This window comes from Paraburkholderia sp. J69-1, from assembly GCF_905220255.1.
Lineage (GTDB): Bacteria > Pseudomonadota > Gammaproteobacteria > Burkholderiales > Burkholderiaceae > Paraburkholderia.
In genome coordinates, this window is the sequence record NZ_CAJMZG010000019.1 from 1 (window position 1) to 23,879 (window position 23,879).

Consider the following 23,879-nt stretch of genomic DNA (forward strand, 5'->3'; position numbering starts at 1 on the left):
ACCCTGAAGAGACATTCGTAACTCTCGAAAGCAGCCGTTCGAAACGCTAGGATTCCGTTGACAATTAGAACGTGGGGCGGTGATGAAAATCTATAACGGGATAGTTTGGTCGCGAGAATATGATGCTGTCGGTATCCGAGTGACAATAGTTGCGGAGTCTTTAGCGGAAGCAAGTGAAAAGCTGAAAGTGGACTACCGACCGGAAGTTACTTTCAATTATTGAACGATGACGATGCCTCGAAATCGCGTTAGTTCACGGGCGCACTTACCATTTGCAACGATTAAGGTAATCGTATAGAAGGACTCAAAGTGGCCGGACCCAGGCCGACGGCGAGCAACACAGTGGAACCCTGTCGGTCACTCGGAGTTTTCTACAATGGAAGTTGTCGAGAGGCTATGGCCGGCCTACGTGACGACGACAGCTTTGGAACCATCCGCAGACTCATAGGCCATGGCGAGTTCGATCTGATCGCGACGGAATTCCTTGCCGATTTGGGTCATGAACATGGGATCGTCAATCACGCCCTCAAGCGTTTTCAGCGCGGCAACGAGCTTCGCCTGTTCCTTCACCGTCCGGCTTTCGAAATTGCTGAATCGCTTCATGCGCAGATTCTTCATCATGACCAGTACGGACTGAATGGACACCGGCGCAGCGCCTCCCAAAAAACCATAGCAATAGATCGTCGAATTCATCGGCAAGCTAGGGGCTATGCTTGTCAACAAGTCGCCGCCGACCCCATCGAATACCGCCGTTGCCCCCAACTCGGTGGACAGCACTCCGAGGGCGTCAGTAAAGCCCTCGGTAGCGACGATGACATGCTCGACACCCCAACGGGACAGCGCGTCCCTCGCGGCCGCGGTCCGCACCAGGAAAATCGCCGGTATGTTTCTGCTGCGCGCAAGCGAAGCAAGCGCGTGGCCGGTCGCCGAATTCCCGGCCGTGACGATGACCCCGTTGTGGCCCGCGTTAGAGATTTCTTCGAGAAAGGCGTACGCCGTCATCACGTTGACGAGCGAGCCGCAATAGTCGCGCGTATGGACATGGTCCGGCAAGATCAGACAGGTCGTGTAAGGTACGTGTGCCCGTTCGCACCAAAGTCCGACACTTTCCGGGCTTCTGTCGAGCGACCGGTATACCGCCACCTGCTTGCCGGTATATCCCACTGGAACGCCCGCGCCCACCGCGACAACGCGCCCTGCACCCGACGCACCCCATACGTCGTATTGACCCAGTGAGAGTGCGTTACCTGCTACCGTGGGCATCCTCAGGAAAGCCTTGTCACCGTGGTTGATCGCGCAGGCATCCATATCGATCAGCACATGACCCGGCGCAGGCGTGTTCGGAGTTGGTATGTCACGAACCGCAAGCTCGCGGTCAGGCGTTACACAAATCGCTTTCATCGTTCATCTCCTCTTGTTTAGGTGTCGGTGATTGCACGACCCGTACGATAAGCAACTTCATTCATTGCCGAAACGCTGTCTCATGGCATACCATCCATTCTAGGTTGGAATTGATGCGGATAGCCCATATGGACCGAGTGAACGCGATTCGCCTGTTTGTACGCCTCGTCGAATGCGGCAGCTTTTCCGCCGTGGGGCGTGAGGAAGGGATTGGGCAGCCCGCGGTCAGCAAGCAGATCGGTGCGCTGGAACGGCATCTTGGTGCCCAACTGGTTTTGCGAACCTCGCGCCAGGTTGTGGTCACGGACGCAGGACAAACTTTCTACGAGTCGGCAAGGCAACTCGTGGATGACTTCGACGCGCTCGAGTCGTCCGTAGGCGATCGCCAGCAGTCGCCACGTGGCTTGGTCAGGGTCAATACTGCACCGGCGCATGGCCGGCTTTGCATCACGCCGCTGCTACCGGAGTTCTTCCGGCAGTATCCGGACGTCTCGATCGAATTGTCGGTATCGGAGCAGTATGTTGACCTCGTCGGCGACGGCGTTGATCTGGCGATTCGCCATGGAAGACTGGTGGACTCGTCCCTCACCGCACGGAAGCTGTCCGAGACAGACTTCGTGCTTGCGGCGAGCCGTGGCTATCTTGCGGCTCACGGCATTCCGACGCGGCTTGCGGACCTCGATCAGCACGCCTGCATCGTCTTTGCGAATGGCCGAGAGCGCTACCCGTGGTCGCTCATGGTTGGGAACGAGCGTGTCTCCTATGTGCCGCAGGGCTCGCTACTGACCGGCGATGCGGAGCACGTTCGCGCGGCCGTGCTGTGCGGCCTTGGCATTGCTCAGGCGCCGTTCTGGCTTGTGGAGAAAGAGATCCAATCCGGTGAGATTCGAGTGTTGCTGCCAGATTTGCAACCCGAGTGCGTGCCAATTCACCTTGTTTATCCAGCGGGTCGCCGTGTACCGATGAGGGTTCGCGTGTTAATCGAATATCTTGTTTCGGCATTTGCGCGCTCAGAAGTTTGAAACGCTGTTCCGACATCGGTGGCTGCAAGCGGGCCGACGCCGACACGCAGAATTGTCCGCAATCTAGGAGTGGGGTTCGAATGTCCCAAAGTGGCCGAACTCGGAAATCGACGTTGGTTGACGGATGCCCTGACGCACGCCAGCCTCGAACTTTGGTAACCGACCCGTTGCCGACTTTCGATCGCTACAGTGAACGACCGCCAGCCGATTATGGCCATTCGCGTTGAGCGTGCAGGATCGGATTCGTTCTTGGTGAACCAGGGGCACTAGCGAACGCGGCTGGACCGCCTCGAATGCCGCCCAAAGTCAGCCAGCTCTTTGTCAGCGAGCACATAGTCGCCGCAGTCATGAAGGCGGGAGAGAGCGAGGTCCAGGAACGCTCGTACACGCTTGGGCTGAGCAGCTCGGCTTCCGTAGTACACGTGCAAACCGATGTGCGAGCTCATATGCTGCAGGAGAACTGGCTCCAGTTGTCCTGCGCGAATGTAGGGTGCCGCCGAGAAGCTCGCGAGTTGGCCAATGACCTGCCCCGCAAGCACGGCTTGCAGTTCCAGTTCCGCGTCGTTCGTCGCAAACGCGGGGGTCATCTGCCGATGTTCGAGCTTGCCATCCACGGTCAAGTACCAGGGTGCCACCTTGCCAGTGGCCGAATGGCGGAACACGCTGCAGCGATGCGCTGCCAACTCATCGAGTGTCGACGGTCTCCCGTACGCCTTTAGGTAAGAGGGCGCCGCACACACAATCATCTGGATCGGGAAGAGTTGTCGACCGATTACGCCTTCGCTGGGCGACGACCCGATCCGAAAGCCGACATCGACGCGATCCAGCACCCAGTTGCCGATACCATCGTCGAGCTGGACGTCTGGCTGGATACCGGGGTGCTTTGTGCAGAATTCGTCAAGTAACGGCATAACGATGGCGGCGAACGACGATTTCGGCCCAACGATCCGCAGTGGCCCCGCAATCTCATCCTTGGACTCACGCGCCAAAGTTAGCGCTCTGTCCAGCATCGCCAACGCGGGCTGTGTGTTCTCGAGGAACCGTTGGCCTTCCTCGGTGAGAGCAAGACTCCGCGTCGTCCGGTGTAACAGGCGTACTCCAAGATGCTGTTCCAACTGCGCAATGGCCTGACTGGCAGCCTGTGGCGTGACGCCTTGGGCCAGCGCAGCCTTTCGGATGCTGCCGAGTTCCACTGCTCTGGCGAACGTCGCGATGGCCTTGAAGTCATTGGTGGGCATGGAGAACTCTTTTGCTTGAGCATGGCCGGAACGGTTGCACAGAGCATCCAGTATCAATCCAAAATTGATACTGATGCAAGATGAATTCGACTATTCACTTGAAACTGAAGTGCATACAGTTACGGACATCGGGCAATTGCCCTTGTCATCGACGCGGCGTATCTTCAGCAGACCTCATGCCGCCGTCGAACCTCACCGCCAAGGATTGACCATGCAAGACGTGACCCTGAACAATGGAATGAAGATGCCGATCGTCGGGTACGGCGTCTTCCAGATCGCCGACGAGGCGGAATGCGAACGTTGCGTCGTGGATGCGGTGCAGGCTGGCTATCGCCTGATTGACACGGCTGCGTCGTACAAGAATGAGGAGGCCGTCGGACGAGGCCTCAAACGTTGCGGAGTGCCGCGTGACCAGCTCTTCGTCACCAGCAAGCTCTGGGTTGAGGATGCTGGTTATGAACGCGCTCGTGTAGCCATCGACAAGTCGCTGAAGCGACTCGATCTGGATTATCTCGACCTGTTCCTGATTCATCAGCCCTTCTCGGACGTTCATGGGGCGTGGCGGGCGATGGAGGAGGCGCATCGCGCTGGCAAGCTGCGTGCAATTGGAGTGAGCAACTTCCAGCCGGATCGCCTCATGGACATCACGGCGTTCAACGAAGTGAAGCCAGCCGTCAACCAGATCGAAGTCAATCCCTTCCATCAGCAGGCTGAGAGCGTCGACTTCATGCGTGAGCTTGGCGTGCAGCCGGAGGCTTGGGCGCCCTTTGCCGAAGGACGGAACAACCTCTTTCAGAACGAGCACCTGCTGGCCATTGCTCAGCGCTATAGCAAAACCGTTGGACAGGTCGTGCTTCGATGGCTCGTTCAACGCGGTATCGTCGCGCTCGCGAAATCCGTGCGCAAGGAACGCATGCTGGAAAACCTGGCTGTCTTCGACTTCGAACTGTCCGAGGCAGACATGCAGGCCGTTGCAATGCTGGAAACTGGTAAAAGCAGTTTCTTCTCGCATCGCGATCCGGCGATCGTGAAGTGGATGAGCGAACGCAAACTCGGCCTTTGAGGCGCGAGCAATCAGGCTCGTTATCAACGCGAAAGATAACCCGGCCGAAACCGCCTGACCATCAAGAGTCCTTTCTGTGAGCGGCTACCAGGGGCCCGGTGGCGGTCCTGCCGATCGTTCATCCGGTCCGCCCACCGCAGCAGAGCCGTCGTTTGTCTGCGCAGCGAATGCTTTCCGAATGCCATTTCTGCTTTAGCGCAACGGTGTGACGGAGGCCACCCATAGGCTGGACATCGAAACGGGTGTCGATCTCGCCGACGGTATCTGGGTTTCAGAGTCGGCGCACAGGCTCGCGAGCAGCATCGCGTAGGCCTCGGTGAATCGGCACCTCGCCATGCAGATGCCCTCCCGCTCCCGTCATCGGCACGGCGAAGACAGCGGCGCCTCACTCAACACCCGAAGCACATCGACGACGATCCGCTCAAGCGACGTATCCGGTCCAAAAATCTGCGCCACGCCGCACGCCAGCAGCGCCTCGCGATGCGCTTCGGGCACGATCCCACCAAGCACGAGCGGCACGCTGCAGTGGTGCGCCCGCAGCGCGTCGGCGAGTTTCGGCACCAGCTTGCCATGCGCGCCCGCCAGCGTCGACACGCCGATGACATCGGGCTCGCACGCGCACGCCCAAGTAGCGGCCTCTTGCGGCGTCGCGAACAGCGGCCCCATGCGGACGTCGAAGCCTGCGTCCGTAAGCCCGGCGGCCACCACACGCACGCCGCGGTCGTGTCCGTCCTGTCCGAGCTTCGCGAGCGCCAATCGCGGCGGCCGCCCCTGCGTCGCGGTCCAGTTCGCCACCGCGTACCGTGCCGCGTTCCATGCGGCGTCACCCCCACGTGAGGTCGAGTAGACCTGTGCGCCGGATTCTAGCGCCATATGCCAGCGCGGCCAGACACGCTCCAGCGCCGCCGTGCATTCGCCCACGGTCGCGCGGGCGCGCATCGCCTCGATCGTCATGGCCAGCAGATTACCCGTGCCCGAGCGCGCACAGTGCGTGAGCGCGTGTAGCGCCGCGCGCGTGCGTGCGGCGTTGCGGTTCGCGCGCAACTGGCGCAGCCGATCGACCTGAACGGCGCGCACCATGCGTGCGTCCACATCGAGCCAATCGCTCTCCGTGGGCGCCGCTGCGTGATTGCGGCTCACGCCCACGATCACCTGCTCGCCCGCATCGATGCGCGCCTGAATTCGCGTCGCCGCTAGATGCAGTTGCGATTGCGCCCAGCCGGACCGGATCGCGCCGATCACCCCGCCCTGCACGTCGATTTCGCCGAGCATGGCCGTCACGGCTTCGACCGTGCGCGCGGTCAGCGCTTCGACCATATACGCGCCACCGAGCGGATCGACCGCATCGCACAGACCCATTTCATGCTGGAGAATCCGTTGCGTGTCCCGCGCCACGGTCGCGGCGGCCTCGCCCGGCAGCGAAAGCGCTTCGTCCCACGCGTTCGTATGCAGCGACTGCGTGCCACCCAGCACTGCGGCGAGCGCTTCCAGCGTCGTGCGCACGATGTTGTTGTGCGCATGCTGCGCGTGCAGGCTCGATCCGGCCGTCTGACAATGCATGCGCAACTGCATCGCCCGCGTCGAACGCGCACCGAGCGAGCGCGCCAGATCGGCCCATAACACCCGCGCCGCGCGCAGCTTCGCGATCTCGCCAAAGAAGTCGCGGCCCACCGCAAAGAAGAAGCTCATTTGCGCGCACACGCGATCAACGTCCGCGCCTGCATCGACGAGTCTGCACACATACTCGCGCGCGTTCGCCAGCGTGATCGCCAGTTCCAGCACACCGTCGGCACCGGCTTCCTGAAGGTGATAGCCCGACACCGAGATCGCATTGAAAAGCGGCAGATGAGCAAGCACGTGCTGCACGACGTCGGTCGCGATGCGCATCGACGGTTCCGGCGCGAAAATCCACGTATTGCGCGCCATGAACTCCTTGAGGATATCGTTCTGGATCGTTCCACGCAGGCGCGCGGCGTCGACGCCCGACTCCTCCGCCGCGACAATGAAGGCCGCGAGCACGGGCAATACCGCGCCGCTCATCGTCATCGATACGGAGACCTCGTCGAGCGCGATGCCTTCGAACAACCGTTTCATGTCTTCGACCGAATCGATCGCGACGCCCGTCACGCCCACGTCGTCGGCGATTAATTCGTCATCGGAATCATATCCGCGATGCGTAGGCAAATCGAATGCGATGGACAAGCCGCGCGCGCCCTGCTCGATCGCACGTCGATAAGCGAGATTCGTCGCGGATGCGTCGGCATGGCCCGCATATTGACGGATGGTCCACGGCCGCTGCGTGTACATGGTTTCGTGGATGCCGCGCACGAACGGGAACTCGCCGGGGCGCGCATCGAGCCACGGCACATCGGGCAAGTCGGCACGCGTGTAGAGCGGCTTGCGCGGCACGGAAAAGGCGTCATTCATGCGGTGTCACTCATGCGACCAGCGTTTATGAGTTACGACGTCGGCGATGCGCATGCCGTCCGCAGCGCGGGAAATCGCACACCAATGCGAAAGCCCCGCGTGATCGGCGTGACGTGCACCGAACGCGAGCACGAGCTTGTCGCCGACGTTCGCGTTACCGTAGAAGGCCATCTCGCGCTCGACGAGCGAAGGCGGTGCCGAATGCTGCGTCGAGCGCCAATGCCACTCGGCGCGATCAACCATCGACTGAAAACTCGCGAAGTACAGCAAATGCGCGCCGTTGAAATCGAGTGTCGGACACGGCAGATAATCGACCACGTGTTCGACGGCGTGCACCGCCCGATCGAGTCGTCCGTGCTGCGTCCATGCACCCGCACGCAAGCGCTTCGTCTGCTCGATCATGGCTTGCGCCGCATCAGGCGTTTGCGCCGTCATGAGAGGCAAGCGGTCGAACGAAGCCTTGCAGACCGAGCGGTTATCGCCGCGCGTCTCGCGCCGCACGAAAGTCGACAGCATCTCAACCTTCGCAATCGCATTCTCGGTCGTGAACACGCGAAACTCGCCGAAGTGACGCGCGCCCGCAATGCGGCGAACGTCGGCCTCTATCGCAAAACGCTGGTTCTCGCTCACGTCTTCCAGCCGCGCTTCGCGCACGTGAATCGCCGTGAACGCCGCGTAGGACTTACGGCCCTCGTCGTCGTAGAAGTCGGGCGACGCGAGGCGCGCCTGATCGGCAATCGCACTCCAGTGCAATTGTCCGCAGGTCCGCAACAGCCATTGCTCGGAAAGCCCCGCAAAAGCCAGCTCGGGCATGCCCGCCAGATAGTGCGAACGGGCGGGCACGGGCGCCCTCGCGGGCGTGGTGTCACGCCGCGCGCGCATCGGGCCTCGCCTGCGCAACGATACGATCGGCCAGATACGCGGCATCGCGCGCAATGCCGGAGAAGCGACCCGAGCCCCACGTATGCAGCCACGGCAGGCCGAGGAAATACAGGCCCTCCTGGGCGGTGACGCCGCGCGCGTGCCCCGGATAGCCGCGCCCGCTGAAGATCGGCAGATCGACCCAACTGAAGTCCGGACGAAAGCCGATACACCAGACGATGCTGCCGATGCCGCTCGACGCGAGATCGAGCGTCGTGCGTTCTTGCGCAGGCTCCCACACCGCGCGATAGTGCTCGCCGGGCGGCGCATCGATGCCCTTCTGCGCGATGAACCTGTCGATCGACGCGTTGATGCGGTTATAGGTTTCGTCGGCGCTATCGAGATTCGCGCGCAGATTCGGTTTGAAACGCAGCGCGCCATCGACGTAATCGTCGAGTACGCCATAAAGCTCCATGCCCTCGCTCGCGAATTTACGCAGGTCGATATCGCGGCCGCCGTCGCGGCCCGTCACATAGTGATTGGTGTTGTCGCGCACACCTTCGCGCAACGGATGGTCCTCCACCGGCATGTCGTAGTACTTCATGTCGGCGAGCCAGTCGACCACATCGCGGCCCCGATAAAAACGCGCGCAACGCGGCGCTTCGCCGACCGCGAGCACGACCTTGCGTCCGCCCAGATGCAGATCCTCGGCGATCTGCGCACCGGACTGCCCCGAGCCGACCACCAGCACCGCGCCTTCGGGCAGCGCGTCGGCGTTGCGATATTCCGACGACTGTATCTGCATGATCGACGACGGAAGGCGCTCGGCCATGCGCGGCACAATGGGCGTGTGATAACCACCCGCAGCCACCACGACCTGATCGGCGCTCAGCGTGCCCGCACTCGTCTGTACGACGAAGCCGCCCTGCGCCCCCCGCGTCACGCGCGTGACAGCCACGCCTTCGCGCACGGGTGCCTCGACATGCTGCACAAAACCGTCGAGCCACCTAATGATCTCGTCCTTCTTCATGAAGCCGTGCGGATCATCGCCGCGATACGGATAGTCGGGCAGTGCGCATTGCCAGTTTGGCGTGACCAGACAGAACGCGTCCCAACGCTGCTCGCGCCAGGTATGCGTGACCGTGTGCTTTTCGAGCACGACATGGTCGATGCCGTACTGCTTGAGGCAATAGCTCATCGACAGACCGGCCTGGCCGCCGCCGACGATAACGACGCTGACGTGTTCGTCGCGAATGGGCGGCGACGTAGGCGCGGTTGTGGCCGCATGCGTCTGGGTGGACATGCGTTTCTCCTTATCAAGTGTCAATCAATACGCACAACAGTGACGACCTGCGCGTCCTGCGCGCGAAAGGGTTCGGCGCGGCGTTCGATCGCCGCCCATTGATCCATCGCCGACGAGCACGCGTAGCCGAACTTCTCGCGCACGCGTTCCGAGGCCGCCGCGAGCCCGTCGCGCGCATACGCCAGAAAGACGTCGAGCGGATAGTCACCGGGGCGCAGGTAATCGCGCACGATGGTCGAGGGCGAATAGCAGCGTTCTTCCTCGCCGTCGGGCCAGCGCACGACGAAATGCGTTACAGGCATGGGGTTCTCCTGTTTTTCAAACACGCGTTTAAACGCGCGGCGTATCCCACCCGCGGGTCGCGCAGCGGTCGGCTGGAATGATGAATTCGCCTTCGTCGAGCCGCCACGCGGTGCGCGTCTTGCCGCGCCATTGCAGGTCGATCGTGGGTTCGGCGTGCACCTCGCCAATGGCTTCACAGGCGATGCCACGCGCGTCGAAACACGCGCGTACCGCATCGACGTTATGCGGCGCGACGCTCAGCAAGTAACCGAAGCTCGGGAACACCTGCATCCAGCGTGAAAGGGCGACGCCTGCTGGACGCGGCACCGCGTCGAGATCGATTCGGACGCCCACTTGCGAGCACTCTGCGAGCATCATCGCCGTGCCTGCGATGCCGGCCATGCTGATGTCCTTGGCCGCCTCACACAGACCAGCCTCAGCGATCTGCGCCAGTACCGCGAGATCGCCGCGAATGCGTTCGGCGGGCGCTTCGGTGGCCGCATTCCAGTACGGATACGGCTCCACGAACGCGCCGCGCAGATCGACCGCCATCATCAGCCGGTCGCCCGCACGCGCCGCGAAGCTGGAAAGCAGACGCTTCGCTTTACCCACGATCGCGACAGCAAGCTGCGTGCGTTCGCTGCGCGCGTTGCTATGGCCGCCGACGATCGGCACGCCGAGTTGCAGTGCCGCCGCCGCCATGCCTTCGAGCACCGGCGTCGCGCTCGCGAGGCCGTCGCTCCAGATCACGTCGACGACCGCGAGCGGACGGCCGCCCATCGCGCACACATCGCTCACGTTGACGAGTACCGAGCAATAGCCGGCGAACCACGGCATCGCGTCGATCAGATCGCTCACCATGCCTTCTGCCGCGAACAGCAGATAGCCTTCGCCATCGGGCAGCGCGGCGCAGTCGTCGCCCGCGCCCATCAAGGCGGACTCGTCTGCGCCAGCGAACGCCGCTAGCACGGGCGCGATATCGGTCTTGTGCGCGACACCCCGGCTCGCGCGCACGCTCGCGATCAGGTCGTCGAGCGTCGTTATGTCGAGCGTCATGTTATCGGCCATCACGCCGCCCTCCGCTGATCGACCACGAAGCCGAGATACGGCGTCGCGCACGGCGGATACTCCGCGAGGTCGGCCTGCATGCGGTGATGCTCGCGCCCGAACAGCATCGCCACGTCGAGCGTGCGCCAATGCAGGCGGCGAAACAGCGGCGCGTTCTGCGCCTGCACATGCGCGAGAAACGCCTCGCAGCCGAGCGCATGCGCGCTACTGACCGCAAGCCGGATCAACGTCGCGCCGATGCGGCCGTGGCGGCGAAACGCTTCGCTTACGGCGAGCCGCGAGCCAAACCATGTCGTGCCGCAATCGGCCTCGTCGCGCCGATGAATACGCACGGTGCCGACCACGCGCGCGTCGCAAACGGCCACCAGCAATTGCGCATGGTCGTCGACGGCATCCAGATCGTCATGCTCGAAAAGGCCTTGCTCGGTGCAAAATACCTCGCGCCGCAGCGCGTAAGCGCCTTCGATCTCCCAGCGTTCTCGCGCCCAGCGCACCACGATTTCCGAATACGAATCGATGTCGCTCATGCCGCCACCTTTTCGAACGACGACAACGACGAGCACGCGCCGCACTTGCCGCAGCCCGCCTTGATCTCGTCGGCGCGCAAACCGGCCTCACGCACCATCGCGCCGAGCGGCGCAAGAATCGCGCGCATGAATTCGGGCGTGGGCGGCGCGAAGTCTTCGAGCGGCGTGCCCGAGATCGGCACGAACGGCACCACGAACGGATAGACGCCAAGCGCGACGAGACGATGCGCCGTGTCGAGAATCAACTCCGGCGTGTCGCCGAGGCCCGCGAGAATATAGGTGCTCACCTGGCCGCGCCCGAATACCTTTACCGCCGCCTCGAATGCCCTCATGTAGCGGCTCACGGGCACCGTCGCTTTACCCGGCATGATGCGTTCGCGCAGCGCGTCGCCCAGCACTTCGAGATGCATGCCGAGCGTGTCGATACCCGCCTCGCGCATGCGCGCGAACCACGCGTCGTCGTCGGGCGGCTCGCACTGCGCCTGGATCGGCAGATCGACCGCGCGCCGGATCGCGCGCGCGCTGTCGCACAGCACGACAGCGCCGCGATCGGGCGTGGGCGGCGTGCCGGTCGTCAGCACCATATGCTTGACCTTGTCGAGCAGCACGGCCGCGCGCGCGACTTCGGCCAACTGCTCGGGCGTCTTGTGCGCGACCGTGCGGCCCGCCGCCAGCGACTGCCCGATCGCGCAAAACTTGCACGCCTTCTTGCGGCTCTCGTAGCGAATGCAGGTTTGCAGCACCGTGGTCGCGAGCACGTCGGTGCCGTGCAGCGTCGCGATGTGCGAGTACGGCACGCCATCGAGCGTTTGCAGCTTGTAGAAGCGCGGCGTCTTAGCGAACGCGATCTGCGCGACCGGAATGGTGCCGCGCGCGAGCACGCTGACGCCATTCGCATCGGGCGCTTCGGCCACGAACGCCGACTGATGCGCGCCATGCGTATGCACCGGCACCATCAGCGTGACGCCATCGATAACCACGGCTTTGTGATCGGACGGCCCCGCGCCACCGCGACGCGACAGCCCGGCGGCGTCCGGCGTAGCGAGCCGCAGGCCGCTCGACTGCAACTCAGTCAACAGTTGCAGTTTCGATTCCGGCAGATTGACGCTGGCATTCATGCTGAACACTCCATGAAGGGGCGGCGCCCGCTTCGTCGAAAGAAACCACGGGCGCGGCGGGCCGCTCGTTGATCGCGAGGCTGAGGAGTTCGGGGCGCGCGTAGTGGCCCACCGAATCCATCATGCGTTTGCGTTTGGTGATGAGCGCCATGTCGAGATCGGCGATCACCATGCCTTCGCCTTCACGCAGCGGCGCGGCGAGATGCTGCCCTTCGGGCGAAACAATCGCCGCATTGCAGCCGCCGCGCAGCGCTTTTTGCAGCTTGGGATCGGGTGTGATCGATGCGATCTGCGCGTCGGTCAGCCAACCCGTTGCGTTCACAACGAAGCAGCCCGATTCGAGCGCGTGATGGCGAATCGTCACTTCGATCTGCTCGGCGAAAATCGGGCCGACCAGTGAGCCGGGAAACTGGCTGCAATGAATCTCTTCATGCTGCGTCATAAGCGCGTAACGCGCGAGCGGGTTGTAGTGCTCCCAGCACGCGAGCGCGCCCACGCGGCCCACCGCCGTGTGGGCGACCTTGAGACCGGCTGCGTCGCCCTGCCCCCAGATCATGCGTTCATGAAACGTCGGCGTGATCTTGCGGCGCTTCACTTTCAATTGGCCGTCGGCGTCGAAGATCAGCTGCGTGTTGTAGAGACTGCCGTGATCGCGCTCGTTCACGCCAAGCACAATCACCATGCCGTGCTCGCGCGCCAGCGCTGACACGGCATCGGTCACGGGACCGGGTATCGTCACCGCTTCTTCGTAGAGACGCAGATGTTCCGCGCCCGATTGCACCGGCGGCAGCACGAACGAGAAGTACGGGTAGTACGGCAGAAAGGTTTCGGGAAACACCGAGAGCTGCACGCCCTGACGCGCGGCCTCGACAATGGCGTCGCACACGCGCGCGAGCGTGCCGGCGCCCGAGGTGAGATCCGGCGCGATCTGCACCGCGGCGGCGCGCACGATGCGCTTCGAAGATGGACTCGACATGGCGATACCCGTACGTGCTCAAACAGTCCAGGTATCGATCACGAGCGCGTTCGACTTGCGATGCAGCAGCTTCAGATCGAGCACGTCGAGCGGATTGATCGGGCGCACGCCTTCGATCAGCGCCTTCTCGGTCTGACCGTAGAGCGCCTGCAACGCGAAACGGCAAGCGTAGACCTTGCCGCCTTCGGCCATGAATTTCATCAACTGGTTATTGAAGTTCAGATGGCCCGGAAATGCTTCGGCGCCAAGCGTCGGAAAGCCGCGCTGGACGCCGAGCATCACGCCGGGGCCGTACAGCAGGATCGACGTTTCGAAGCCCTTACGTTGCAAACGCGTGGCCTGCAGCATATTCACGAAGCCGATCGAACCTTCGAAGGCAACGGTATGGAACGTGACGAGCGCCTTCTCGCCAGGTTCGGCTTTGACGTCCTCGAACACTTTCTCTTCGTAATCGACGAGAAAGTCGCCGGTCTTGTGGGCGGGCGTGTTGATGGCGGGCATTGCGTGACTCCGTTCAATGATTGAGGACTGGTCCGACCGGTGGCCGGCGTCTCTCATTTCGCAACGGCTATGCCATCAAACATCACGTGTCATGCGATCAATTTCCAATCATTGCCGCCTGTCGCGAATGATCCAGGCGAATTTTTTTGCGCGCCCGGCGCGCGAAGGCGAGCATGGAATCGGCAGGACGATCACGTCATGCGATGCCCGCCCGCGCATGGGGCAGAGAATCATCGAATCGGTGCCTGCATGCATCAAATCGGATCATTTCATGCGATCACGCACGATCAATTGATTTATTTTTCGGCGTGCATCGTCACTAGAATGAAGAGACTCATTCTTCATGCATCTCTTTACGCGATTGCTCGCGCACGTCCATGTCGAACGTTACCGCACACTGGCTCAAACGGCTCGCCGAAAGCGACAAGCCGGTTTATCAGACGATTCCCGATCTCATCGAGGAGGATGTCGCGAGCGGACGCCTGCGCCCGCGTGATCGTCTACCCGCGTTACGCGATCTCTCCGACGCACTGAAGATCAACTACACAACGCTTGCGCGCGGCTATGCAGAAGCGCGCAAGCGCGGCCTGATCGATTCGCGCGCGGGCAGCGGATCGTATGTGCGCGGACGCCCGCCTGCCGTGCCACTGCGTGCGGGCACAGCGCTGGAAATGACGATGAATATGCCGCCCGAGCCGCCCGACATGACAGCCCTGCTCGCGGAATCGGCGGCACAGATTATCGGTGCCGCCGACACGTGGTCCATGCTGCGCTATCAGGATTTTGGCGGCACGCAATTCGAGCGCGGCGTGGCGAGCCAATGGCTGCGCCATACTGTGCCTTCGCATCGCGCTGATGCTGTGCTCGTTTGCCCCGGCATTCATAACGCGCTGGTGGCGTTGCTGTTGCGGCTCGTGAAGGCCGGCGAAACGATCTGCGTCGATTGTGTGGCGTATCCGGGCCTGAAGGTCATCGCCACTCAGTTGGGCATGACGCTCGCGCCGCTGCCACGCGACGACGAAGGGCTCGACGCCAACGCATTCGAAACGCTCTGCAAGATCCGCAAGCCGGGCGTGCTCTATTGCAATCCCACGCTGCAGAACCCCACGACGCGCACGCTCTCGCAGAACCGCCGCGAGCATATCGCCGATATCGCCTTGCGCTACAACGTGCCGATCATCGAGGACGACGCCTACGGCATGCTCTGCGAGACGCCGCCCGTAGCGCTTGCGACGCTCGCGCCCGAACTCACTTACTACGTGACCGGGATGTCGAAGTGTTTCGGCGCGGGTTTGCGCATCGCATACGTGGTCGCGCCCAGTTCACGCCATGCCGAACGGCTCTCGGGCGCGCTGCGTGCGACCACCGTGATGGCGAGCCCTTATATGTCGCATCTCGCGGCGCGATGGATCGAGAACGGCATCGCCGGGCAAATGCTCACGGCCATTCGCGACGAGTGTGCGGTCCGCCAGCACATTGCCGCGCAGGTGTTCGCTTCGCGCGAGATCGAGACCTCGAAGCATTGTTTTCATCTCTGGCTCACCGTGCCGCGCGAAACGGGATGGAGCGCCTCGGAGCTCGCCTCGCATCTACGCACGAAGCAGATTGGCGTGGTGTCGGGCGCGGCCTTCAGCACCGACGGCAATCCGCCCAATGCCGTGCGTATCTGTCTGGGCGGTCCCGGCGATGCGCTCGCGATGGAAGAGTCGCTGCATCTCGTGGCCGATATGCTCGATCATCCCGATCATCTGCATTCGCCGATGCTGTGAGCGAAGGATCCGCGCGCGACAATGTCAAACGTCGCGTTGTTCGCGCACGACCGATTGAAACGGCGCATCGCGCGTGACGTCGCCTTGATAAAAGCCGGCGAATCGCATCAGTTGTGAGCGCGACTCGTCGAGCGAAGTGCCGTCTTGCAGCACGGCGCTCGAAAATCCCGTGCGCGCACTTTTATGGATTTTTTGATTTTAAAGAATGATTTGAAAAACACCGAGCGCTTAAGCTTTCATTTCGCCAGTTCGTAACCAGGGGCATTCTTGGCCTTGCAACAGACGCCACATCGGTGGCGCCTGAGGCAACCTCAGAGTCTGTAAAGTCAGCGGCCGCGTCGGCATGCAACCGCGCATCTGACGAGCGCGGCGAAAGACACCCTCCACCAGCATGATGTCCTTCTCAGCTCTCGTCCTGAGCCACATACTCACAGCACGCACCAAGCATGACTGGCCGACGAAACTGGCGTCTTTTCAACTATGCTCGACGCAACAGCGGGGGGACAGTCGGCATCACACCGGAATGGTCAAGCTGTTCCCGGGTAAGCTTGAATTCCGAGTTGTACTTCGCAGGGTCAGTGATAAAGTCCGGCTCGCTGCTGCGCCACGCGAAGAAGCACTCTTCGCAGTGGTAGACCTCCCACACACCGGGCACCGGCGAGCGCGTCAGTACGTCCGTCTTTTCAGATTCGCAGCGCGGGCAAATATGTTTCGTCGTCATTTTCAGGAACTCCGTTAGGCAGAAGGAAGCATCGCGCGCAGCTTTGCGACCCACTCTTCCGTGTTGATAGGGTCATTCAGCTCTTGCGAGTAATGGCCGTGAGTTTCCGGAGCGACGGGCGTCGTGGCATCAATCACCAGCTTATGTGTCATGCCCGCCGGGTCCGAGCCCGGGTCAAGCGGCAGGACCGAAAGTCCCGGCACAGTCACGAGGTCGAATTGTGGGTTGAACTTCGTCGAGATTGCCCACATCACCTGCGGGAGGTTGAACGGGTCGATGGTTTCGTCGACGACAATGACAACCTTTGCATAACCCAGACCGTGCGGCGTCGTCAAAACACGCATGCCGACGCCCTTCGCGAAGCCACCGAAGCGGCATTTCGTCGAGATAATCACGACGAGACCGTGGGTGTACAGCGCATTGACTGCCTGAACTTCCGGGTACGCTTCCTTCAGTTGAACGTGCAGTGGCGCGCAGGTGTTCACCCCCATCAGGTAGTCGATTTCCGTCCAAGGCATGCCAAGGTAGAGATGCTCGAACAGCGGATTACGACGATGCGACACCTTCGTGATTTCGACCACGGGCATCTGGCGTGCGCCCGAGTAGTGCCCGGTGAACTCGCCGAACGGACCTTCACCTTCACGCACACGCGAGAGAATCTTTCCTTCCAGGACGATTTCCGAACCCCACGGCACCTGGAGCCCGGTGTGCTGAGCCTTCACGACTGGATACGGCTCCTGCGCGAGCGCGCCGGCCATTTCATATTCGGACTGGTTGTAAAGGATCGGCATGGCCGCGACCGTGCTGATTAGCGGGTCGTTACCGATACAGATGGCAATGGGCAGGTCTTCACCCAATTCTTCTGCCTTGCGCAGGTGAATGGCGATATCGTGTGCCGGAACCGGTTGAATGCCAATGCGATTCTTGCCCTTTACCTGCAACCGGTACATACCGACGTTTTGCGCGTCGGTGTTATCCCAGTCCGTCACGTCGCGGGTGACGATTGCGGCCTTGTCGATGTAGAAGCCACCGTCTCCATGGTTCAAGCGGAACAGCGGCAGGATGTCGAAAAGGTTGATGTCCTTGTCGATTTGCACTTCCTGCCACGGCGCTTCAGCACGCTCTTCGACCTTCCCCGGATACGTCTCGTAACGGCGGACGAACTCGTGGAACTGCTCCTTGAGCGGGGTGTCCTTCGGCATGCCGAGCATGACCGCATGATTGGACCACGAACCGTGCACGTTCATTGCGATACGCGCGTCCGTGTAGCCCTGAATGTTTTCGAAGAGCAACGCCGGCGCCTTCTCGCCGAGCTTGTTGACGGCGCACGCTGCAGCGCTGATATCAGGTTCGGGCAGAACCGGGTCCGTGACACGGATAAGTTGCCCGTCCTCTTCAAGCGCAGCAAGGTATGTGCGCAGGTCTTGGTATGCCATGCTTTACTCCTGGTGAGAAACCTGTTTCATACCGGCCCAACGTTTGGCTGCCGGATGGTCGAGGTGAAACTGATCGAGGATGCGGACCGCGAGGTGGTCGAGCATCTCGTCGAGATTGGCGGGGTTGTTGTAGAACGCCGGCGTAGGAGGGAATATCACTGCGCCAAGGTTCGAAAGATGAAGCATGTTCTCGAGGTGAATCGAGCTCAGAGGGGTTTCGCGTGCGACCACGATAAGTTTGCGGCGCTCTTTGAGCGTTACGTCGGCAGCGCGCGCGATGAGATTGTCTGCGTAGCCCACTCGAATCGCGGCAAGCGTTTTCATGCTGCACGGAACGATAATCATGCCGTCAGTGTGAAACGAGCCACTCGAAATCGAGGCTCCCTGGTCGCGTGCGTCGTGCAGAACATCCGCGTACTTGTGAAGGTCTCGCACGCTCAGGTTGCATTCCTGGAGCAGCGTCGCTCGCGCCCACTGCGAAACAACCAGATGGACCTCCACCTCCATATCCCGCAGAAACTGCAGAATGCGAACTGCTAAAGGGGCACCGGTCGCTCCGGTGACGCCCACAACGATGCGTTTCATAGTTCTCTCCATCAACGCGTTCAATTCTAGGAACGTATGTTTCTGGGGACTATTACTGTTCACCTAACGATTCATACTGGAATCGAATGAGCTGACCACCGACGCCTGAAAACACAGCGAAAGCTGGCTTTGAAGCGTTGCCCAATGCGCCTGCGCGTCCAACGGATGTCGATATGTGTAAGCGACTCCCGATACAACCTGTGCGTACGGCGCCGATTTATCTCGCACGTCGACGGGCGTCAGCAAGAACGCGTCGAGATTCGTTGGGCCTTCGAGCTTTTGAACCGCAACGCAGCGGCAACTGACTTCATAGATAGAGCCATCGCACACGAAAATTAAGGAAGCCTTCCGCGTGGCCTGAAGCGCAGCGTTTGAGCGAGTTCCGGACCAAAGCGCGATGCGCAGAGCGCCATTCAGGTCGATGTAAATTTCGCCCGTGCTCAGATGAGCGACAAGCGGCCAGCGATTGGAACCCACCGTAAGCAGTTCAACCGCGATCGCAGGCTCATCGTCAATCATCTGACGACTGCAAAATTCAATGACTGGCAACGGTAGCGGCACCGCTGCGCGGGATAGCGTGAGGTTCTTGGACATCTCCCAACGGTAACCACTGAGGAAACTCCTCGTCCATTATGCAAACGCTAACGACTCTTATGAAAATCGTAATTCGCGAATATACACGCCTGCCAGGCGTATGATTAGCGTTCTTTTGCCAGCACAGCGTTGCCATGAACCTGCGACAGCTTCAATACTTCAGGACGGTTGTTGAGCAGGGGTCTCTGGCTTCAGCCGCAGAGATACTCCATATCGCCCAACCACCGCTTAGTGTCGCTATCAAGCAGCTCGAAGGTGAATGGGGCGTGTCGCTCTTCGAGCGCGCAGGCAGAGGCCTCGTCATAACTGACACGGGCCGAGCCCTGTATGACCGTGTTTGCGAGCTTCTCAATCATGCCGAGCAGATTGACGAAGAGATGATGGCCCTCGGGCGAGGCACAAAGGGTCGGGTGCGCGTTGGATTTGTTGCGGCGGGGCTCGAAGCAGTTGCTCAAACTGTTGCAGAGCTGCACGCTGAGCTTCCGCTTGTCACGTTCTCCCTTCACCAAGGGGAGCCGAGGCTCCTCGAAGACATGGTCGAACATCGTGCGCTCGATTTTGCAGTCACACAAATGCCAGTTTCGAATCCGGCTCTCGCCGTAAAGGAGCTGTCGGCGCTGGAGTTTTTCGCGTTAGTCCGCAGCGGCAGCGAACATTTCCCCGCTGACGAAGACCTGACATTCGACAAACTGAGCGGTCTTCCACTCATCGTTCTTCGTCGAAGCTCAGGTCACGGAATTTACGAACGCGTACTCGAAGAGTTGCGGAAGGCGTCAGCGGCGGCGAACGTCGTCGCCGACTGCTCCGACGTGCACGCACTTTCCGCCCTGGTGCGGCAAGGAGTTGGCATAGGGGTGCTGCCCTTCTCCAAACCGACGGCAATTGCAGACGAAATCAAGGCGTTGCCCATCAAGACCAATGCGCCCGCGGAGCGCCTCGCATTGATTCATGCGCTGGGGAGGCGCTTTCTGCCTGTTGTCCAGCGTGCCATATCTGCATGTACGGCACACGCTGCGCGTATGCATGACGCGCACCGCGAACACTGAAGACAGGTTTGACTGCTTAAAGCACCAGTTTCAACCGCGGCCCCACGTCGACGAAGCCGTTCGATTTATAGAACGATACAGTCCGCTCCCATTGAGGCTGGGGAGGCGCACCAACATCGATTCGGCGCCATCCTCTTACGCTCGGCGCCAACGATTATGAGAGCCGCCCTTGTCGGCGCGGCCTTTCGCAGGCATGACGTTGCTTTACGCCGTCTTAATCAGAAAACGCGAGCGGTCTTTTGCGTTGGCAATCCAGGCCGGCGCGCGACCACGACCGCTCCAGGTGGCGCCGGACTTCGGGTCTTGGTACAAGGCAGGCTGCGGGCCGCGCACGTAGTTACCCACTTTCGCCTTCACTGCACCGCTGCTTGAAGCTGCTACGCCATCGACCAGGAACTTGCTGCGGTCTTTCGCATTAGCAATCCATTGCGGCGCGCGCCCATGACCTGTCCACGTTGCGCCCGTCTTCGGATCAAGATATTTCGGCGCAGAGACACCCGACTTTGCATCCGCAGCTTTTCCAGGCTTACGACCACGACGCTTGCCAACGAACGCTTCAATATCGGCCACGCTAACGCTGTACTTCGCCATCAGGTCGCGGATTTTTTCGAGAGCGACAGTCGATTTTGCGGAAGCGACGACTTCTGCTTGCGCCTGGAGTTTTGCGATTTTTTCCTGAATTGCTTCGAGCGTAGCCATGGAGACTTTTTCCTTTGTGGACATATCTTTGCTCACTATGCCACATCGCGAAGCACAAGTGAGAAAGCCAGCATAAGGGATTATCCGATATCTCTATTTGAGCGTTACCAATTGTCCGCCGCATAGCAATCGGCTGACAAACACTGAGTCACTTCGTTTGCCCGAATCGTGAAGATGAGTGGATTCGGAAATCGAGATGTACTCGCCTACAACGAATGCACTCGCTCCAATGGACGCCATCCATGTCACGTTTCATAACATATAACTAGTCAACTTTCATCTGCTAGTTCAGGAGTGGCTGCTCCAGTTCATCCCTCAACCTGTCGAACCCGCCCTCGCCGGAGAGATGGCAGCGCTCGTTCGGACAGGTTTTCGATATTAATAATTGGAAGGTCCGAGGCAGTCATGCTGCCGATTTGATAGCAGGCAGCGTCGCACCGTATGCCTAATCCGGCGTCTGATCCGCCAGGCTCGAATGGAGCCGTTTCCGGTTGTACAACCCGATGTAGTCGCCGATGCAGCGCCGGGCATGGCTGACGGACTGGTAGGCTCGCAGTAAATCCCTTCGTACTTGATGCTGCGCCACACGCGTTCGACGAACACGTTGTCGCGCCAGGCCCCTTTACCGTCCATCGACAGCCGCACGCACCGGCTCAGCACGGCCTCGCTGAACGTACCCATCGTGAACTGGCTACCCTATCGGTATTCACGATGTCTGGCAGTCCGTAGTGGGCTAACTTTCCAGCGCCTCGACTGCGTGCGTGGCTTCCAGCGTGATGGCGACCCGGTGCGCGAGAATCTTGCGGCTCGCCCAGTCCACCACCGCCGTCAGGAACACGAAGCCGCGCGCATTCGGAACGTACGTCATCTCGAACGCGAACACCTGATTGGCACGGTCGATCTTCATGCCGCGCAGCAGGTACGGCCAGATCTTGTGATGTGCATTGAGCCAGCGCCTGTTCGGCTTGCAGTAATGCTCCTCGATCCATGCGCTTCATCTGCGTGCGTACGCGACAACGACCGTAAGCGAGTCCACTGTACCGTCTCGACGGCCTGACCAGAAATTGCCAGAGTAGTCCCCACCACATCGAGTAGTGGGAACTACTTTGACAACCGAAGAAATCGGGCCGCAAAGGCATACCGAATCATCCGCTCGAGTGCCGGCGCGAGATCGCCAGGCTGGCGAGCGAGCCTGGGATTTCGGGACGGCCACGGATTTTACTGATAGTGCATCGATTCGCGACTTTCTCATGCTCCCGGAGAAATTCCCCAATCAACGCCAACCTCCAGACTCAGGAGGCGAAAGACGCATGCATCGCCTTATTGAAGCACTCCGAAAACCTTGCGCCCACTCACCCAAGTTTCGAGAACCACGATATCACGCATGCCCGCCGCGTCAGATGCATGCCAGTGCAGCGGGTTCTGCTCAAGAATCACGAAATCGGCCTGTTTTCCCGGTAGCAGCGAGCCGATCTGATGGTCAAGGTGACATTGCCAGGCCGCGTCGATCGTGACCGCGCGCAGCGCCTGCTGAACGCTCAGGCGCTCGCGCACGTTCAACACTTCCTCGTCCGAGTCGCACGACGACGCACGCGTCGCTTCCATCACGCGACCGATCGACTGCTCCATGCAACGCAGCGGTCCGAACGGCGTCACGAAGTGATCGCTGTGCAGGCTGATGCGCATGCCGGCCGCAAGCGCCGACGCGCATCGATCGAGTAGGTCCGCACGTTTTTCGCCGAGAATAACGTCGCGGAATGCCTTGCCCCAATAGCCAACATGGCCGATCAGGAAACTTGGCGAGACGCCCATCTGCTTCATGGTCAGCAACGCGCCGTCGTGCAGAAGCGAAGCATGTTCGACCCGGTGGCGCGCAGTGGATTTTGCCGGGCCCTCATCCTCCCCAGCAGCGTTCACTGTGTTGAGCGCCAACTGATAGGCCGACAGCACGTTTGCAATACCTTCGTCGCCGTTGGCATGGGTCAGGATGGGCCAGCCGGCGTCGGCCACCTTTTGCATGATCTTCGCCAACCGCCGCGCCGGTTCGAAATTGAACAGACCATAAGGGCCTACGCCCGGCACCTTATGAATGTCGCAGCACTTGTACTTCACGCCCTGAAACCCCGTCAGGCCCTGGTTGGAACCATCCGCGATCAGCTTGATGGCGCGAACGCTGAACAGTTCGTCGGCCTTGCTGTCGAGTTCCGGATGGTTCATCGCAAGCCAGCACGCCAGATAGGCCGGTTTGTTACCATACAACGCCGCACCTACGCGGACTGTGAGCACCTCGGTTTTCGCGAGCGAGCGCATCAATTCGACTTCGGCAGGCCCATTCAGCATGCCGAGGCCGGCGTCGAAAATGGTTGTGATGCCGCGCTGATTGGCTTCCGCGAATACGGCCTTCAGGCCAGAGAAGATCTCGTCGTCCGACACGGGCAGCAAGCGCGATACTGCGGTGGACTTCTCCTCGGTCAAAACCCCCTGCGGATAGGTTTTCTCGATTCCGGCGCGCGTCAGCGCGACTGTGTTGACGTAGCTGATGTGACCGGACGCGTTGAGCAGAAAAATGCCGATATCAAGATCCTTGCTGATCGTGTCGAGCCACTCCGCATCGATTTCAAACCAGGCTTTCATCAGGGAAGGATCGACGCCAAAACCGCTAACCCATTTCTTATTCGCGATTCTCGCCTTTTCGAGTGCCGCCTTGAGTTGTACTTCGATGTAATCGATGCCGTAGTCTGAGCGCAATTCCTGCCCGTCGAAAGGACTGAGGTCCACCCAGGATTTGACCAACGCACTCGTCATCAGATGGGCGTGCGGATCGATCAAGCCTGGCAGTAGTGTCTGCTCGCATCGAAGCTTTCGCTCGTGAAACTGGCGCGAGCCCAACAGATGGCGCACCTCGTGAAGCGAGCCAATCGCGATGACCTCGTGGCCAGCAATGCCTATCGCCTCGACGCGCAGATCCGGTTTCGTCGGGTCGGGATAAATCGCACCGCCGTGAAAAAGCACTGCGGTGTTGTCGTCGCTGGGTCTCCGTTTCGGGAGGGCGGCAATGCGCTCCTTCCATTGCGGCGTGTCGAGATCGAACGGCGGGATGAAATGCGGCGCGCAGCAGGCGCAGCCAAAATGAACGTCTTTCGACATGTTCTTTTCCTTATCGATTCTGCTTCGTGTTTTGCAAGCGGCAATCGCCCGGGCACGCCATCGATCATGCGTTCATTGCACGGAACGATTAGACC

At 60.8% G+C, this 23,879-nt stretch carries 23 protein-coding genes; 4 read left to right on the top strand and 19 right to left on the bottom strand.

Going from position 1 to position 23,879, the window contains the following annotated elements:
• Nucleotides 1–405 precede the first annotated feature (405 nt).
• On the bottom strand, nucleotides 406–1,401 hold the full coding sequence (locus U5A67_RS28830) for an alcohol dehydrogenase catalytic domain-containing protein (protein ID WP_321816956.1): 996 nt from the start codon (nucleotides 1,399–1,401) through the stop codon (nucleotides 406–408).
• Between the two features lie 128 nt (nucleotides 1,402–1,529).
• On the opposite strand from U5A67_RS28830, the gene U5A67_RS28835 reads away from it, so the two are divergent.
• Nucleotides 1,530–2,423: a LysR family transcriptional regulator gene (locus tag U5A67_RS28835; protein ID WP_321816957.1), complete on the top strand. Its 894-nt coding sequence runs from the start codon at nucleotides 1,530–1,532 to the stop codon at nucleotides 2,421–2,423.
• A 266-nt stretch (nucleotides 2,424–2,689) separates the two neighbouring features.
• On the opposite strand, the gene U5A67_RS28840 is transcribed toward U5A67_RS28835, so the two are convergent.
• Nucleotides 2,690–3,661: a LysR family transcriptional regulator gene (locus U5A67_RS28840; RefSeq protein WP_321816958.1), complete on the bottom strand. Its 972-nt coding sequence runs from the start codon at nucleotides 3,659–3,661 to the stop codon at nucleotides 2,690–2,692.
• Nucleotides 3,662–3,872: 211 nt separating this feature from the next.
• Between U5A67_RS28840 and U5A67_RS28845 the strand changes: the two genes are divergently transcribed.
• Nucleotides 3,873–4,724 carry an aldo/keto reductase gene (locus U5A67_RS28845; protein WP_321816959.1) on the top strand — a complete coding sequence of 284 codons (852 nt, stop codon included), beginning with the start codon at nucleotides 3,873–3,875 and terminating at the stop codon, nucleotides 4,722–4,724.
• A gap of 357 nt (nucleotides 4,725–5,081) precedes the next feature.
• On the opposite strand, the gene scpA is transcribed toward U5A67_RS28845, so the two are convergent.
• From scpA to U5A67_RS28890, 9 genes are read right to left on the bottom strand one after another with little or no spacing between them, the layout of a single operon-like run.
• Nucleotides 5,082–7,151, bottom strand: coding sequence for a methylmalonyl-CoA mutase (scpA, locus tag U5A67_RS28850; RefSeq protein ID WP_321816960.1), 2,070 nt, complete (start codon nucleotides 7,149–7,151; stop codon nucleotides 5,082–5,084).
• Between the two features lie 6 nt (nucleotides 7,152–7,157).
• Nucleotides 7,158–7,994, bottom strand: a complete 837-nt coding sequence (locus U5A67_RS28855) for a Pnap_2097 family protein (RefSeq protein ID WP_321816961.1) — start codon at nucleotides 7,992–7,994, stop codon at nucleotides 7,158–7,160.
• Nucleotides 7,995–8,016: 22 nt separating this feature from the next.
• Entirely contained in the window at nucleotides 8,017–9,315 is a 1,299-nt protein-coding gene (locus tag U5A67_RS28860) for an MSMEG_0569 family flavin-dependent oxidoreductase (protein WP_321816962.1), read from the bottom strand.
• Between the two features lie 20 nt (nucleotides 9,316–9,335).
• Nucleotides 9,336–9,617 carry an MSMEG_0570 family nitrogen starvation response protein gene (locus tag U5A67_RS28865; RefSeq protein WP_321816963.1) on the bottom strand — a complete coding sequence of 94 codons (282 nt, stop codon included), beginning with the start codon at nucleotides 9,615–9,617 and terminating at the stop codon, nucleotides 9,336–9,338.
• 28 nt (nucleotides 9,618–9,645) lie between these two features.
• Nucleotides 9,646–10,665, bottom strand: a complete 1,020-nt coding sequence (locus U5A67_RS28870) for a sll0787 family AIR synthase-like protein (protein WP_321816964.1) — start codon at nucleotides 10,663–10,665, stop codon at nucleotides 9,646–9,648.
• Nucleotides 10,665–11,192 carry an MSMEG_0567/Sll0786 family nitrogen starvation N-acetyltransferase gene (locus tag U5A67_RS28875; protein WP_321816965.1) on the bottom strand — a complete coding sequence of 176 codons (528 nt, stop codon included), beginning with the start codon at nucleotides 11,190–11,192 and terminating at the stop codon, nucleotides 10,665–10,667. The genes U5A67_RS28870 and U5A67_RS28875 overlap by 1 nt, the downstream gene beginning before the upstream one ends.
• Complete coding sequence (locus U5A67_RS28880) at nucleotides 11,189–12,310, bottom strand: MSMEG_0568 family radical SAM protein (protein WP_321816966.1); 1,122 nt, start codon at nucleotides 12,308–12,310, stop codon at nucleotides 11,189–11,191. The genes U5A67_RS28875 and U5A67_RS28880 overlap by 4 nt, the downstream gene beginning before the upstream one ends.
• Complete coding sequence (locus U5A67_RS28885) at nucleotides 12,261–13,286, bottom strand: Nit6803 family nitrilase (RefSeq protein WP_321816967.1); 1,026 nt, start codon at nucleotides 13,284–13,286, stop codon at nucleotides 12,261–12,263. The genes U5A67_RS28880 and U5A67_RS28885 overlap by 50 nt, the downstream gene beginning before the upstream one ends.
• An 18-nt stretch (nucleotides 13,287–13,304) precedes the next feature.
• A complete protein-coding gene (locus U5A67_RS28890; protein ID WP_224017375.1) occupies nucleotides 13,305–13,787 on the bottom strand; it encodes an MSMEG_0572/Sll0783 family nitrogen starvation response protein in 483 nt (160 codons plus the stop codon).
• Between the two features lie 377 nt (nucleotides 13,788–14,164).
• Between U5A67_RS28890 and U5A67_RS28895 the strand changes: the two genes are divergently transcribed.
• Nucleotides 14,165–15,556, top strand: a complete 1,392-nt coding sequence (locus tag U5A67_RS28895; RefSeq protein ID WP_321816968.1) for a PLP-dependent aminotransferase family protein — start codon at nucleotides 14,165–14,167, stop codon at nucleotides 15,554–15,556.
• Nucleotides 15,557–16,034: 478 nt separating this feature from the next.
• Here the strand turns inward: U5A67_RS28895 and U5A67_RS28900 are convergent, their stop codons facing one another.
• The 4 genes from U5A67_RS28900 to U5A67_RS28915 form a co-directional block, all read right to left on the bottom strand.
• Entirely contained in the window at nucleotides 16,035–16,277 is a 243-nt protein-coding gene (locus U5A67_RS28900; protein WP_321816969.1) for a non-oxidative hydroxyarylic acid decarboxylases subunit D, read from the bottom strand.
• Between the two features lie 14 nt (nucleotides 16,278–16,291).
• Complete coding sequence (locus tag U5A67_RS28905) at nucleotides 16,292–17,713, bottom strand: non-oxidative hydroxyarylic acid decarboxylases subunit C (protein ID WP_321816970.1); 1,422 nt, start codon at nucleotides 17,711–17,713, stop codon at nucleotides 16,292–16,294.
• Nucleotides 17,714–17,716: 3 nt separating this feature from the next.
• The gene (locus U5A67_RS28910) at nucleotides 17,717–18,298 is read right to left on the bottom strand and encodes a UbiX family flavin prenyltransferase (protein WP_321816971.1); all 582 of its coding nucleotides are present in this window, start codon (nucleotides 18,296–18,298) and stop codon (nucleotides 17,717–17,719) included.
• Between the two features lie 63 nt (nucleotides 18,299–18,361).
• Nucleotides 18,362–18,892, bottom strand: a complete 531-nt coding sequence (locus U5A67_RS28915) for a hypothetical protein (protein WP_321816972.1) — start codon at nucleotides 18,890–18,892, stop codon at nucleotides 18,362–18,364.
• A 134-nt stretch (nucleotides 18,893–19,026) separates the two neighbouring features.
• Here U5A67_RS28915 and U5A67_RS28920 point away from each other — a divergent pair, with 134 nt between their 5' ends.
• On the top strand, nucleotides 19,027–19,938 hold the full coding sequence (locus tag U5A67_RS28920) for a LysR family transcriptional regulator (protein WP_415767958.1): 912 nt from the start codon (nucleotides 19,027–19,029) through the stop codon (nucleotides 19,936–19,938).
• A 204-nt stretch (nucleotides 19,939–20,142) separates the two neighbouring features.
• Here the strand turns inward: U5A67_RS28920 and U5A67_RS28925 are convergent, their stop codons facing one another.
• The 4 genes from U5A67_RS28925 to U5A67_RS28935 form a co-directional block, all read right to left on the bottom strand.
• Nucleotides 20,143–20,637, bottom strand: coding sequence for an H-NS family nucleoid-associated regulatory protein (locus tag U5A67_RS28925; protein ID WP_321816973.1), 495 nt, complete (start codon nucleotides 20,635–20,637; stop codon nucleotides 20,143–20,145).
• 445 nt (nucleotides 20,638–21,082) lie between these two features.
• Nucleotides 21,083–21,223, bottom strand: a complete 141-nt coding sequence (locus tag U5A67_RS40780; protein WP_415767959.1) for an integrase core domain-containing protein — start codon at nucleotides 21,221–21,223, stop codon at nucleotides 21,083–21,085.
• Between the two features lie 147 nt (nucleotides 21,224–21,370).
• A complete protein-coding gene (locus tag U5A67_RS28930) occupies nucleotides 21,371–21,544 on the bottom strand; it encodes a hypothetical protein (RefSeq protein WP_321816974.1) in 174 nt (57 codons plus the stop codon).
• 413 nt (nucleotides 21,545–21,957) lie between these two features.
• Nucleotides 21,958–23,784, bottom strand: coding sequence for an amidohydrolase (locus tag U5A67_RS28935; protein ID WP_321816975.1), 1,827 nt, complete (start codon nucleotides 23,782–23,784; stop codon nucleotides 21,958–21,960).
• Nucleotides 23,785–23,879 lie beyond the last annotated feature (95 nt).